This is a genomic window from Stutzerimonas chloritidismutans AW-1, assembly GCF_000495915.1.
Classification (GTDB): Bacteria; Pseudomonadota; Gammaproteobacteria; order Pseudomonadales; family Pseudomonadaceae; genus Stutzerimonas; species Stutzerimonas chloritidismutans.
Map to the genome: position 1 here is coordinate 1 of NZ_AOFQ01000059.1, position 13,308 is coordinate 13,308.

Sequence of the window (13,308 nt, forward strand, 5' to 3'; positions counted from 1 at the left end):
TTGGGGATCGGCGAGGTTTTTCCCTGCCGTATCCGCCACCGATCCTCAGCACTCAAGTCACGCGCCTGCCGTTCGATTTCATAGAGGCCGGCGATCGAGTGCAGCGCCTGCTCGGCCAACTGGCTTTTGTTAGCTACGTGCAGGTCGAAGAACTTGCGCCGGGCGTGGGCCATGCAGCCGATTTCGGTGATGCCTTGCTCGAAGCTGGCCTTGTAGCCCGCAAAATCATCACAGACCAGCTTGCCGCCCCAGGAGCCGAGGAAGTTACGTGCGTGTTCGCCAGCGCGGCTCGGGCTGAAGTCGTAGACCACCGCCTTCAGGTCGGCGAAGGGCGTGGTGCAGTAAGCCCAAACGTAAGCCCGATGGGTTTTCTTCTCGCCTGGGGCCAGCATCTGCACCGGGGTTTCGTCGGCGTGAATCACACCTTGCGCCAGTACCGCTTCGCGCAAGGCGTCGACCAGCGGCTGGAGCTGCACGCCGGTTTGTCCGACCCACTGTGCCAATGTCGAGCGCGCGATAGGTAGACCCGCACGGCCAAAGATCTTCTCTTGCCGGTACAGCGGCAGATGGTCGGCGTATTTGGCCACCATGACATGAGCCAGCAGGCCGGCAGTGGGGATGCCCTTGTCGATCACCTGAGCTGGCACCGGTGCCTGGATCAGCGTCTCACACTGGTCGCAGACCCACTTGCCACGGATGTGCCGTTCCACCGTGAAGGTGCCCGGCGTGTAGTCGAGCTTTTCGCTGACGTCCTCGCCGATCCGCTTGAGCTGGCAGCCGCAGGCACACTGGGTGTTGTCCGGCTCGTGATGGATCAGGGTGCGCGGAAACTGGGCCGGTAGCGGCGCACGCTTGGGCTGCTGGCGGGGTTCGCCCTGGGCCGCTGGGGGATTTACGGCTTTCAGTTCTGCCTCGATAGCGGCGATATCGGTGTCGAGCAGTTCATCAAGCAGGCTGATCTGATCGGGGCTCAGTTGCTCACTTCGCTTGGCGAACTTGTGACGCTTGAGGATCGCGATCTCGTGGGCCAACTGCTCGTTGCGGGTCTTGTGGAAGTGAACCTGCTGGCTGAGACCGGATACCTGCTGATCAAGGTGGACGACACGCTCGGCCAACTGCGCGGCCAGTTCGCGCAGTTGCTCGGGGGTCAGATGGTCGAAGGTCGTCGAGGGCATGTGGCCGATTGTGACGGCCCCGTCCTTACCTGACGATAAGGCGTTCGGTGAATTGCCGCGCAGCGATGGTTGATAGCCGATGCGGGTGTTACAGCAGGCTGATCGCGGCGTCCTGCCCCAGCCGTTTCCAAGGCAGGCCGACCACCAGCGCTTGCAACTGCTCGGGGTTCAGCTCGCGCTGCGTGCCCTGCTCGCGACCGGGCCAAACGAAGCCGCCCTCGTTAAGGCGGCGGGCCGCGAGCCAGACACCGAAGCCGTCGTGCACCAGCACTTTCATCCGGTTAGCGCGCTTGTTGGTGAACAGGTAAGCCGTGTGCGGCTGCGCCGCACCGAACACCTGAACAACCCGCGCCAGGGCTGTTTCAGTGCCGGCGCGCATGTCCAGTGGCTCGGTGGCCAGCCAGATGCGTTCGATGCGGATCATGCGAGCAGCCCGCGAAGCAAACGTGCACAGCCCTCGCCGTCCTCCACCGGCCAGTGCACCGACAGACTGCCGGCGTGGTAGGGAATTTCGATTCGTATCGTCAGCTCCTCGGAGCCGGTACGCCCGGCAGGCAGAAAGCCGAGCGGCACCGGGACAAAGCGTGCAGACACGACCGGTAGCGGCTCGCGCTGCTTGCGAATCCATTTATGCACCAGGTTGGCATTGAGCCCGTGACTGAGCGCCACGCCGGCGACGGAAGCCCCGGACTGGGCGCACTCTTCGATGACTTGGGCCTTGAAAGCCTTGGGGAATGTACGGCGCTGTCGAGACACGAAACCCTCCAGAAAGTGGCTTGAAATGGTGTCCACCAAAAATAGGTGGACACCATGCCGTTATCGGGAAGAAGCGGGGAGATGGGTTCGGCGGACGGTTACCCAGCGTGTACCTTTCGAGTCGTTGGAGTTTCCGGATGAATTTCCGGGTACAGAAGCCTGTCTCGAGCGTAGCTTGATCGATGAGCGTAGGTTGCAGTCGGTTTGGCAAACCTTCAGCCCTGGCGAGCGTGAGGTGATGTTCCTCTGGGCCGCTGAAGAAATGTCAGCGAGCGAGATCGCGTTGCAACTCGGTCAACCGCGTGGCTCCATCCTGTCGCGACTGCACCGCATGCGTCAAAAGGTTAATAGCATGGCCCAGCCGCAGGCTGGCTCCTTGGGAGATGCATATGAGCAATCCTGATCCACTCCGCTCGCAGTTTGCTGACTTACTTAGGCAGCCAGCGCTCGACGATCTGCAATATGAGCGTTTGCAGCGCCGACTCAAGCGTGCGCCACAGCAGAGATTCAGCCGGATGCGACTTGCCGCGATTGCTTGTTGCCTGGTGCTGGTCGCTGTAATCACGCCCTTGCTGAGTACTCAGCTTCAGCCCAATCAGGCATTGGCCGAGCTGCGTTTACGCATCAGTGAAGAGGTATTCATCAACCATGTGCGGATCAATAAGCTGGATGTGCAGGCTTCCTCGGTTGAGCAATTGCGCACAGCCATGGATCGTCTGGACTTTATGGTGCAAGACGTGCGGCCTACTGCCACGAGTGCCTCACTCAAGGGCGCGCGCTATTGCACGTTGCTTGGCGCGCTTGCCACTCAGATTATTTTCATAGATGAAGCAGGTCGGCGAATTACTCAGTATCAAACCAGCTATGACCCACAGCGCTTTGGGTCAGTATCGTTATCGCGCCAGGATGCCCAAGCCCAGAAGTTGAGCAAAAATGGTTTGTCCATCTACCTGTGGCAGCAGGACGGCGTGCTCGTTGCCGAGGCCGCCTACGATCAGGTACATGCAGTTGGTTTGGCTCAGGTGACATCCACCTCACCATTCAACCTGTTACATACCTTCTAAGTCCCTTTATTTCCTCATGCGGTGCGAGCCTTGGTTCGCACCGTGGCTTCCCTCATCTCAATGAAAGGTAAATTCCCATGCGTTTATTGCATGTTGCTATCTCGATTGCGGCCAGTCTGCTGTTCTCCGCCCAGGTTGCTGCGCAAGAAATAACCGTCTACCGGTACGGTATGAAGCTGGATATCAAGCGAGTAATAAACATAAGCGACACCAGCCATATCTGTGGCGTGACGTCCTCGATCATGACGTATGAAGACTCTGAGGGTAATGTTCATTACCTGCAATATCAGGTGCATGGCGGCGGTTGCTCAGACAATTAATCGCGCAAGTTGTTGCGCTACACATTAGATTGAAAACTGTTTATGGAATCAAATACGCTTATGCGCAGAGCCCTTGTCAATACCTTGTTAGCAGTCGCGCTACTTGTCAGTGGCTTGGCCCAAGCCAATGCTTTTGCTGGCACTAAAGCCCCTGCGGTTATTTTTCTTGATATCAACGAAACCCTGCTCAATCTGGAGCCTATGCGTGTTTCTGTTGGCCAGGCGTTAGGAGGGCGACCTGATCTGCTCAGCCTATGGTTCTCTACTATGTTGCACTACTCATTGGTCGAAACCTCGATTGAGCAATATCACGACTTCGGTAGTGTAGGGACGGCGGCTTTGATGATGGTCGCTCAAGCGCACGGTATCAACTTGACCGAGGCTGCGGCGCGTGCCGCTGTCGTCGAGCCGATCACTCGCTTACCCGCTCATGCAGATGTCCGTCCTGGGCTGCAGATACTCAGGGATAAGGGCTATACCCTGGTGGCGCTAACTAATTCATCGCGTAGGGCGGTACAGGCGCAGATGCTGTTCGCCGGATTGGATGACCTGATCAGCGATTACCTAAGCAGCGAGTCGCTTGAGAGCTACAAGCCTAATCTTGCGGTTTACAAGTGGGCCTCAAAGCAGCGTGGTGTAGCGCCAGAAGATGCACTGTTGGTTGCTGCTCATGGCTGGGATATTGCGGGAGCAAAGCGCGCTGGCCTGCGTACCGCGTTTGTGTCGCGTCCAGGTCAGTCGCTATATCCATTAGTTGCTTCTTCTGACTATGTGGTGAAGGACATTGAAGCGCTTGCGAAGGCGCTGCCGCCACGTTGAATTTAAATCAGAAAAAATAGATCAAATCACTCGCCATCACAGGGAGCCGGAGAGCAGTTTCTATGCTGTGCGAGTGATTGATCATCCTGTTAAGTTTCCAATGCTATGCTGTTCTCGGCGCTGCCTCCGGAGGCGCTGAGCTCAGGAGCAAGAATTAATACTGGTCAGGCATCAAGTTATCTCGAATCAATTCGCATCTCTGCAAGGACGACCTTAACTGCACCGCTGAGGCCTCTTTCCAGATGATGACTTTCGCCTATGGCCTGATTAGCTGAAAATCCTGCCTGTCTAGCTAAATGCTGGCTATTTCTGCGTCCAGGCACGCCCACTGAACATTTCGTCCAGGGGCGTATGGAACAGGTGGTTGGCGTAGTTGCTGAGGGTTTTCACCGCCAGGGCCAGGACAATCTCCAGAATCTGCCGCTCGCTGTAACCAGCCCCCAGGAAGGCTTCGACAGCGGCCTTCGTCGGCAGCCCACGAGTGTGGAAGAGGGTGCGGGTGAACTCGGCGAGGGCGGCGAGCTTGGCGTCGGCGATCGGATTACCGTCACGGATAGCGTTGGTCACATCTGCAGCAAGGCCTGATTTCATGTCGGCCAGAAAGCTGTGGGCCGAGACGCAATACTCGCAGCCGTTCTCGCGGCTGATGACCAGAAAGATCACTTCCTGTTCGGCCGGAGTAAAGCCGGACTCCGTGCGAAAGGCCGCGTAGCCATCCAGATAGGTCTCCAGTAGCCCCGGCGAATGGACCATGTTGGCGTACATATTGGGGATAAAACCGACCTGCGCCTTGGCCTTCTGCAGCACCTCGGCACCGCGGGGTGTGCTGGTCTCGAGGCTGAGGGCGGGCAGGGTAAGGGGGTATTCGCTGAGCATGGCATTGTTCCTCTTTATCTGGACTGTTTGGTCTTTAAATCTGTGCTGCCTTGCTTGTCACCTTCAGCAGGCGGCAGAACAAGGCAATACAGGGGTAATTGATTTTGGACTGATTGGTTCGAATGTCAATCTGCATTGCCTCCTCGTCGAGCCAATCAGCATCTGTAGTGGCTGAAGCTGGAGTTCGGATGCGACCGGGGAGGTTTTGTTACAGCTTCAAGGGTGTGAGTGTTGAATTAAATAATGATCGGTCCATAATGCGACCTATGAATCGCGGACGCCCAAGAACATTCGACCCTGACCAAGTGCTGGAAAATGCCATGCAGCTTTTCTGGAGTCAGGGCTATGAGGCCACCAGCTTGCAGGACCTGCTTCTGGCCACCGGGTTGTCCAAGAGCAGCCTGTACGAGAGTTTCGGCAACAAGCAGAACCTGTTCGAAGCCGCCTTCACCCGCTATTTCGACAGCCGTGCCAAGCAGATGCGCGAGCGTCTCGAACTGGCCGAGTCGCCGCTGGCTTTCATCCGTGACTGCTTGTTGCCTGTGCTTGACGACGCGCAACAGAACAAACCGCGCGGCTGCATGCTGGTCAATGTGGCCAACGAGTTTTCCACCGGCGACCCCGTGGTGCAGCCACTGATCGAACTTGCTACACGGCGCTTTCGCCAGGTATTCGAACTGGCCTTCGAGCTGGCCCAGGCCCGCGGCGAGCAGTCGACTAGTCAGCCTCCTGCTGTCCTGGCTCTCTATATGCACTGTGCTATGAGTGGGCTGCGCACCCAGGCAAAGTCCGGTATTGCACAGAAAGATCTGCTTACAGTGATCGAGCTGGTGATGGCGAACTTGCGCTGATTTTTTTTGCCATATTTTGGACTTTTCAGTCCGAAATGTGGCGGCCAGGCAAAAAGGAGCATCCATGAAAAGCGTTGTTGCCTACGATATTTACGGAACCTTGATCGATACCCAGGCCGTGTTGGCTCGGCTGACTGAGCTGGTCGGCGACAAGGCGTCGCTGATCTCACGAACATGGCGACAGAAACAATTGGAGTACAGCTTTCGTCGGGGACTGATGCGTGACTACTGTGACTTCTCAGTGTGCACGCGGCAGGCACTTTCATACGCCTGCCACGAACATGAGGTCGAGATCACGGAAGAGCAGGCTGAGCAAGCCATGCAGGCCTATGCTGTCCTTGATGCATTCGCTGATGTGCCTGGAGTTCTGAGCGCCTTGCAGGAGCAAGGCATACGCCAGTTCGCCTTCTCCAATGGCAGTCGTGCTGCCGTTGAGCGGCTGCTGGAAAGTGCCGGGATTCGCCACTACTTCGATGCCGTGGTGAGTGTCGAGGAAGTACGCTCATTCAAGCCTGACCCGGCCGTCTATGCCCATCTTCTGCACAGCTGTGGCGTGCCCACAGGGCAGTTGTGTCTGGTATCAAGCAATCCTTTTGATGTGCTCGGTGCCGCCCATGCTGGCCTGCAGACTGCTTGGTTGCGCCGCCATCCCGAAAACCTGTTCGATCCGTGGGACACGCGGCCCAGTATCACACTTGAAAGCTTTGGTGAGATCGCGAACCGGTTGCCTGAACTCTTTCAATGACGTAGTGGCGAGAATTGCAAACGTAACGAATAGGCACCTCGCGTCTCAAAAGAGCAATACCTTCAAGAGCCTGAACCATCATGCATGCCACTTTACCCCTGCTAAATGCGCTGAGCTTCCCGGCAATCACACGAGGCCAACTGGAGGCGCTGCAAGTCAATCTGACTTATCAGTGCAACCAGCGCTGCCTGCACTGCCACGTCAATGCCGGGCCAACCCGAAAAGAGGCCATGACCGACGAGAGTCTGGTTTTGCTGCATCAGGTAATCGACGCTCACTCGGTGCAGACGTTGGACCTGACGGGAGGCGCTCCGGAGATGCATCCGCGCTTTCGTGAAGTTGTCAGCCATGCACGGCGTGAAGGCCTGAGGGTCATAGACCGCTGCAACCTGACAATCCTGAGCGAGCCTGGCTATGAAGGGCTGGCTCGCTTTCTCGCCGAGCAGGGCGTGGAGGTCACCGCGTCCTTACCCTGTTACTCACGGGGCAACGTCGATAGGCAGCGTGGTGATGGCGTATTCGATGCGAGCATCGAAGGTTTGCGCCTGCTCAACCGACTCGGCTACGGACAAGAGGGAAGTGGGCTCATCCTCAACCTGGTCTATAACCCGCAAGGACCTAGCCTGCCGCCCCCGCAAGCTCAACTCGAGGCGGATTACACGTCCCACCTCGCCGAGGATTTCGGCATCGTCTTCAACCACCTACTGACCATCACCAATCAACCGATCGCCCGTTTCGGCAGCACGCTGGTCAGCAAGGGTACGTTCAGTGCCTACATGCAGCTGCTGCGCGATAGCTATCGTCCGGAGAACCTCGGAGTGGTCATGTGCAGAAGTCTGGTCAGCGTCGACTGGCAAGGCTACCTCTATGACTGCGATTTCAATCAGATGCTCGATCTACCGATGGTCATGCCGGGTTTGATTGGGCGTGAGCGCGCCCATCTGCGGGATCTGCTACAGGCGGCAAGCCTTGAGGGCAATCCCATCATGACTCGTGACCACTGCTATGCCTGCACTGCTGGACAAGGGTCCAGCTGCGGTGGCGCGCTTGGGGAATAGGGAGCGAGCATGGAAATGAATAGCACTGTCGGCTTTTTTTTCTGGGGTTTTCTGGTGGTTTATGGCGCGCTGATGGTGCTCCTGTCGCCTCGTGCGGTCACGCTGGGCGGCTTCTTCAACGGTGAGGACAGCCAGGGGCGCAGTGCAGCGCCCTGGCTCATCACATCCAGCATCTTCATCAGCTGGATCTTTGCCAAGTCGGTGACCAATGCCGCGAACCTGGGCGCCAGCTATGGCCTGGTCGGTGGGCTGGCCTATGCCATGTACTGGCTGTCCATCCCTCTGACCGGTTTCGTCATCTATCGTCTGCGCAGACGATATGCGGCCACTGGTCTGGTCAGTTTTCTCAGCAGCCACTACGGCCGTGGCGCGGCTCTGGCGTTCTCTGCCGCCATTCTGATTCGCCTGTTCAACGAAGTATGGAGCAACACCGCAGTCGTCGGCGGCTATTACGGTGACTCCGGCAGCTTCGAGTTCATTGCTGCTGCACTGCTGTTCACGGCGGTTACGCTTGCTTACAGCCTCCGCGGTGGTCTGCGCAGTTCAATCCTCACCGACGCAGCGCAGGCGGCTATTTTTGTGATCGCGCTGGTGTGGGTGCTTGGCCTGGTGTTGCCGCAACACTCACCTGCCGAGCTGGCCAGCACCAGCCATTGGGCTTTGAATGCCGGGGTCGATCTGCTCTTGGTCGCCGGTCTGCAAATCTTCAGTTATGGCTTTCATGACCCGGTGCTGACCGACCGCGGTTTTATTAGTGAAGAAAAGACCATGCGTCGCTCTTTTCTGGTCGCCGGGGTGCTGGGTTTCATTGCCATCCTGGCCTTCAGTCTGATCGGTGTGCATGCCCAGCTCACCGGTCTGCCTGCCTCGGACAACGTGCCTGCCGCGTTGGCCAAGAGCCTGGGCATCGGGGCGCTGTTGGTGATGACTGTGGTGATGGTTTCCGCTGCCGGTTCCACCCTTGACTCGACTTTCTCCAGCCTGGCCAAGCTAGCGGGCCGTGAGCTGCCGAAGCTGGCCGGACGTGACCTGGGGCAGAAGGCCATCGGGGTTGGAATGGCGGTGATGATGGCGTTCGGATTGCTCGGCAATCTACCGATGATCGCCGGTACCGATATCCTCAAGGCCACCACGATCAGTGGCACGATGGTCATTGGCCTGGCTCCGGTGTTCGTCCTGCATGGCCTGGTCGCTCCGACTCGCCTGGGTTTCCATCTGAGCTTCTGGACCGGTCTTGGCCTGGGGGTTGCGCTGACTCTGGGGTGGATTCCTCAGGGCTGGGCCATTGGCGACGGCAAGTACGCGCTGCTGCTGGGTACCAATCTCTATGGCCTGGGGCTTTGCGTGCTCGGCTATATCCTGCCTGGCTGGCTGTTCGGCACTCAGCGAGGTCGGAACTGATGCGCGCCGGTCGTGACTGCCCGCTGGACTATCGTCTGGCTCCCGATGCTTTTGGCGGTGAACCCCTGTTCGAGTGCGACGCCCTCTACGTGGTTGGGGGACTGTATGGCAACCGCCAGGCGCTGAGTGCATTGAGCGCATTGCTCGCAGCCGAACCGCAGGCGAGGGTGGTGTTCAATGGCGATGCGCATTGGTTCGACCGTGATCCTGAAATCTTCCAATACATCGAGCAGGAGCTGAGGTTGCACCTGCCTCTGCGCGGCAATGTCGAGACCGAACTGGGGCGCCAGGATGACAGCGGGGCTGGCTGTGGATGTGCCTACCCGATGGCCGTCGATGATGCAGTGGTCGAGCGTTCCAACGCGATACAGCAAACACTGCGTCAGACCGTTCAAGGTCTGCCTGGGATGGCGGAGGCTTTGGCCGTCAGGCCCTGCACGGCACTCGTCATAGTGAACGGGCAACGCATAGCGATCAGCCATGGTGATGAGCAATCGTTGGCCGGCTGGGACTGCTCGCGTGAATCCTTACGTGACATTGCAAGGCAGCGGCAGCTGAACGCCTGGATGAGGAGCGCGAGGGTCCGTGTCCTGGCCACCAGTCACACGTGCTCGTCAGTGGCGACCAGTCTTGAACACGGTGCTTTGATCAATAACGGCGCTGCCGGCCTGCCTAATTTCAGCGATGGGTGTTACGGCTTGATCAGCCGTATCGCCAGCACCCGGCACCCTGGGGCACTTTACCGTTGCCAGCGCGATGGCCTGTTCATCGAGGCACTGCCGCTCTGCTATGACCACGACGCCTTTCTTGCCGATTTTGACCGCCAGTGGCCTGCCCAAAGTCCCGCTGCGCTTTCCTATCGCCCGCGCATTCTTGGCCAGACTCTAGATCGTCGTAGCGCTGCCCTGCAGAGCGGTTTCAACCTTTGCCACCCCCTTATCGCGCTGGAGGCGCAGAACCATGAATAGCCGCAAACTCGCTCTACTGGGCCTGATCCTGGTTCTGTTGGGGGGCTTCTTCGTCTTTGATATCGGCCAGTATCTCAATCTCGCTTCCCTCAAGGCACAACAGACCGCCCTGAATTCACAGGTCGCGGCGCATCCGTTGCTGGCTGCCGGGTTGTTCTTCATGGCCTATGTCGCGGTGACCGCACTGTCTTTGCCGGGCGCTGCCCTGATGACTCTGCTGGCCGGTGCGCTATTCGGATTGCTGCAGGGCTTCATCCTGGTGTCGTTCGCCTCGACCCTGGGCGCCACTTTGGCCATGCTCAGCAGCCGTTTCCTGCTGCGCGACTGGGTGCAAGCAAGATTCGGCCAGCGCCTCACCGGCATCGACCAAGGCATTGCGCGAGAAGGGGCCTTCTATCTTTTCGCGCTGCGTCTGGTGCCGGTATTCCCCTTCTTCCTGATCAACCTGGCCATGGGCCTGACCAAGCTGCCGGTGCGTACCTACTGGTGGGTCAGCCAGTTGGGCATGCTACCCGGCACCGTGGTTTTCGTGAATGCAGGGCGCGAGCTCGGCCAACTGGACTCGCTGTCCGGCATTCTCTCGCCGGGACTGCTCGGTGCCTTCGTGCTGCTCGGGTTGTTCCCTTTGATCGCTCGCAAGCTGTTGGAGTGGGTCAAGGCACGCAAGGTCTACGCCGGCTGGGTCAGGCCTAAGGTTTTCGACCGTAACCTGGTGGTGATAGGCGCCGGTTCCGGCGGCCTGGTGTCGGCCTATATCGCCGCCGCCGTGAAGGCCAAGGTCACGCTGATCGAGAAACACAAGATGGGCGGCGACTGCCTGAATACCGGCTGCGTGCCGTCCAAGGCGTTGTTGCGCTCGGCCAAGTTGGCCAATGAAATGAAGAAGGCCGAAAAGCTCGGCTTCAAACCGATCGAGGCCGAGGTGGACTTCGCCGCGGTGATGCAGCGCGTGCAGCGAGTGGTGGCGGATGTCGAACCCCATGACTCGGTTGAGCGCTACACCGGCCTGGGCGTAGAAGTGATCGAGGGTGAAGCGAAGATCACTTCGCCGTGGACAGTGGAGGCTAATGGCCAGACGCTAAGGACCCGCTCCATCGTGATCGCCACTGGCGCGCGGCCACTGGTGCCGAAGATTCCGGGCATCGAGCAGGTCGAGCCGCTGACCTCGGATAACGTCTGGAATCTGCGCGAGCAACCCAAGCGCCTGCTGGTACTGGGCGGCGGGCCGATTGGTTGCGAGCTGGCTCAGGCCTTCCAGCGGTTGGGCAGCGCGGTAACCCAGGTGGAAATGGCCGAGCGCCTGCTGGTGCGTGAAGACCCGGAGGCCAGCGAGGCGGTGATGGCCAGCCTGCGCCAGGATGGCGTGGATCTGCGCTTGCGGCACAAGGCCGTGCGCTTTGAAGTGGTCGAGGGTCAGCGGCAACTGGTCTGTCTCAACCTGACCGACGACAGCGAAGTGCGCATCGCTTTCGATCAGGTGCTGCTGGCCCTGGGCCGGGTGGCCAACGTCAAGGGTTTCGGCGCCGAAGAGCTGCAGCTGGCCGTGCGTCCCAATGGCACCCTGGAGGTTGATGAATACCTGGCCACGCGCTTCCCCAATATCTTCGCCGTGGGCGATGTCACCGGCCCTTATCAGTTCACTCACACCTCGGCGCACCAGGCCTGGTTTGCCGCGGTCAATGGTCTGTTCGGCACCTTCAAGCGCTTCAAGGTGGACTACCGGGTGATCCCCTGGGCCACCTTTACCGACCCGGAAGTGGCACGTGTCGGGCTCAACGAACAGGACGCCAAAGAGCAGGGCATCGCCTATGAGGTCAGCCGCTTTGGCATTGACGATCTGGACCGCGCCATCGCCGACGAAGCCGCCCATGGCTATATCAAGGTGCTGACCGAACCTGGCAAGGACCGCATTCTGGGTGTGACCATTGTCGGCGAACATGCCGGTGAGCTGATTGCCGAGTACGTGGCGGCGATGAAGCAGGGCTATGGCCTGAACAAGGTGCTCGGCACCATTCATATCTACCCAACCATGGCCGAAGCCAACAAGTATGTGGCTGGCGAATGGAAGCGTGCCCATGCCCCGCAGGGGGTATTGAACTGGGTGGCACGTTTCCATCACTGGCGCCTTGGCACGAGCAAAACCGACGTTCAAGCTGAGCTCAAGGTGAGCGAGAAAGCGCTTTGAACGGTCAATTCGACCTGTTGCTTGCGGGGGCGGGCCACGCCCATCTAGGCGTGCTGCGCTTGTGGATGAGTGGCCAACGACCCAAAGGGCGCATCGGCCTGATCAGTCCGGGGCCATATGCCTGGTACTCGGGCATGTTGCCAGGCCTGCTGACCGGCCGTCACCGCGCCGAACAATGCCGCATACCTCTGCAGGCTCTCTGCGCTGCTGCCGGTGTCGAGCTGCTGCAGGGACAGGTCGAAAGGTTGGATTCGTCCGCCAGGTGCGTCGAACTGGCTGATGGCAGGCAGTATTCGGCCACCTGGCTGTCACTCAATCTCGGCTCCATACCCAAGGCGCCGCAAGTGGGTGAGAGCTTGCTGGATATCCTGCCGGTCAAGCCATTCGACAGCTTTCTGCAGGGCTGGCAACGCTGGCAACAGGCTCCCCAGGCATTAGCCATTCTGGGCGGCGGCGCTGCGGGGGTAGAGCTGGCGTTGGCTGTGGCGTCCCAGGTGCCACAGCTGACCTTGTTGAGTAGCGCCAGGGTTTTGGCCGGCCATCCCCTTGCGCTGCGCCAGCGTGCCTTGCGTCATCTGGCAGATGCCGGAGTCAGGGTCGAGGAGGGCGTGGCCGTCGACTCAATTCATGGCGATGCCTTGGTTGCGGGAGATCGGCTTGTCTGGTGCGGTATCCGGGTGATTCTGGCCACTGGCGCCAGCGCTTTACCCTGGGTTGGCCTGTCTGGCCTGGACTGCGACGAGCACGGGTTCGTGCGCGTCGGTCAGACATTGCAGAGCCTTTCACACCCCCATGTATTTGCCGCCGGTGACTGTGCCAGCCTGACAGCAACTCCCCGTAGCGGTGTCTATGCCGTACGCCAGGGCCCTGTATTGGCGGCCAATTTGGGTGCCGCACTGTCCGGCCAGCCACTGACGCGCTTTCAACCACAACGTCGCGCTCTGGCGCTATTGGCCGACGGCCAAGGTGGTGCCTTACTCAGTTGGTCTGGCATGACGGCAGAGGGCGCCTTGCTGGGACGCTGGAAAGACCGTCTTGATCGGCGCTTTATCGACCGCCACCACGGCACGCCGTAATCCCCACCACTGCT

General features: G+C 59.3%; 15 protein-coding genes. 11 read left to right on the top strand and 4 right to left on the bottom strand.

What is annotated here, in order from left to right:
* The 3 genes from tnpC to tnpA form a co-directional block, all read right to left on the bottom strand.
* Nucleotides 1-1,175: IS66 family transposase (gene tnpC / locus F753_RS44195; protein WP_023446566.1), on the bottom strand; the 1,175-nt coding region annotated here is incomplete at its 3' end.
* 88 nt (nt 1,176-1,263) lie between these two features.
* Entirely contained in the window at nt 1,264-1,599 is a 336-nt protein-coding gene (tnpB, locus tag F753_RS44200) for an IS66 family insertion sequence element accessory protein TnpB (RefSeq protein ID WP_023443792.1), read from the bottom strand.
* Nucleotides 1,596-1,931 carry an IS66-like element accessory protein TnpA gene (gene tnpA / locus F753_RS44205; protein ID WP_023443793.1) on the bottom strand — a complete coding sequence of 112 codons (336 nt, stop codon included), beginning with the start codon at nt 1,929-1,931 and terminating at the stop codon, nt 1,596-1,598. Before tnpA ends, tnpB begins: the two co-directional genes overlap by 4 nt.
* Nucleotides 1,932-2,106: 175 nt before the next feature.
* Here tnpA and F753_RS0125215 point away from each other — a divergent pair, with 175 nt between their 5' ends.
* The 4 genes from F753_RS0125215 to F753_RS44220 all read left to right on the top strand — a co-directional run bounded on the left by F753_RS0125215 (nt 2,107) and on the right by F753_RS44220 (nt 4,134).
* Entirely contained in the window at nt 2,107-2,334 is a 228-nt protein-coding gene (locus tag F753_RS0125215) for a sigma factor-like helix-turn-helix DNA-binding protein (protein ID WP_023446567.1), read from the top strand.
* On the top strand, nt 2,321-2,995 hold the full coding sequence (locus F753_RS44210) for a hypothetical protein (protein ID WP_023446568.1): 675 nt from the start codon (nt 2,321-2,323) through the stop codon (nt 2,993-2,995). Before F753_RS0125215 ends, F753_RS44210 begins: the two co-directional genes overlap by 14 nt.
* Nucleotides 2,996-3,072: 77 nt before the next feature.
* Nucleotides 3,073-3,315, top strand: a complete 243-nt coding sequence (locus tag F753_RS44215) for a DUF2790 domain-containing protein (protein WP_023446569.1) — start codon at nt 3,073-3,075, stop codon at nt 3,313-3,315.
* A gap of 42 nt (nt 3,316-3,357) precedes the next feature.
* Entirely contained in the window at nt 3,358-4,134 is a 777-nt protein-coding gene (locus tag F753_RS44220; RefSeq protein ID WP_209320154.1) for a haloacid dehalogenase type II, read from the top strand.
* Nucleotides 4,135-4,437: 303 nt separating this feature from the next.
* On the opposite strand, the gene F753_RS44225 is transcribed toward F753_RS44220, so the two are convergent.
* Nucleotides 4,438-5,010 carry a carboxymuconolactone decarboxylase family protein gene (locus F753_RS44225; RefSeq protein WP_023446571.1) on the bottom strand — a complete coding sequence of 191 codons (573 nt, stop codon included), beginning with the start codon at nt 5,008-5,010 and terminating at the stop codon, nt 4,438-4,440.
* A gap of 320 nt (nt 5,011-5,330) precedes the next feature.
* Here F753_RS44225 and F753_RS44230 point away from each other — a divergent pair, with 320 nt between their 5' ends.
* The 7 genes from F753_RS44230 to F753_RS44260 all read left to right on the top strand — a co-directional run bounded on the left by F753_RS44230 (nt 5,331) and on the right by F753_RS44260 (nt 13,294).
* Nucleotides 5,331-5,861: a TetR/AcrR family transcriptional regulator gene (locus F753_RS44230; RefSeq protein WP_023446573.1), complete on the top strand. Its 531-nt coding sequence runs from the start codon at nt 5,331-5,333 to the stop codon at nt 5,859-5,861.
* A 64-nt stretch (nt 5,862-5,925) separates the two neighbouring features.
* Nucleotides 5,926-6,606, top strand: a complete 681-nt coding sequence (locus F753_RS44235; RefSeq protein ID WP_023446574.1) for a haloacid dehalogenase type II — start codon at nt 5,926-5,928, stop codon at nt 6,604-6,606.
* An 80-nt stretch (nt 6,607-6,686) separates the two neighbouring features.
* The gene (gene arsS, locus F753_RS44240; RefSeq protein WP_023446575.1) at nt 6,687-7,664 is read left to right on the top strand and encodes an arsenosugar biosynthesis radical SAM (seleno)protein ArsS; all 978 of its coding nucleotides are present in this window, start codon (nt 6,687-6,689) and stop codon (nt 7,662-7,664) included.
* A 15-nt stretch (nt 7,665-7,679) separates the two neighbouring features.
* Nucleotides 7,680-9,065, top strand: coding sequence for an SLC5/6 family protein (locus F753_RS44245; RefSeq protein ID WP_031298231.1), 1,386 nt, complete (start codon nt 7,680-7,682; stop codon nt 9,063-9,065).
* Complete coding sequence (locus F753_RS44250; protein ID WP_023446577.1) at nt 9,065-10,033, top strand: hypothetical protein; 969 nt, start codon at nt 9,065-9,067, stop codon at nt 10,031-10,033. Before F753_RS44245 ends, F753_RS44250 begins: the two co-directional genes overlap by 1 nt.
* A complete protein-coding gene (locus F753_RS44255) occupies nt 10,026-12,218 on the top strand; it encodes an FAD-dependent oxidoreductase (protein WP_023446578.1) in 2,193 nt (730 codons plus the stop codon). The genes F753_RS44250 and F753_RS44255 overlap by 8 nt, the downstream gene beginning before the upstream one ends.
* Nucleotides 12,215-13,294 carry an FAD-dependent oxidoreductase gene (locus tag F753_RS44260; protein WP_023446579.1) on the top strand — a complete coding sequence of 360 codons (1,080 nt, stop codon included), beginning with the start codon at nt 12,215-12,217 and terminating at the stop codon, nt 13,292-13,294. The genes F753_RS44255 and F753_RS44260 overlap by 4 nt, the downstream gene beginning before the upstream one ends.
* Nucleotides 13,295-13,308 lie beyond the last annotated feature (14 nt).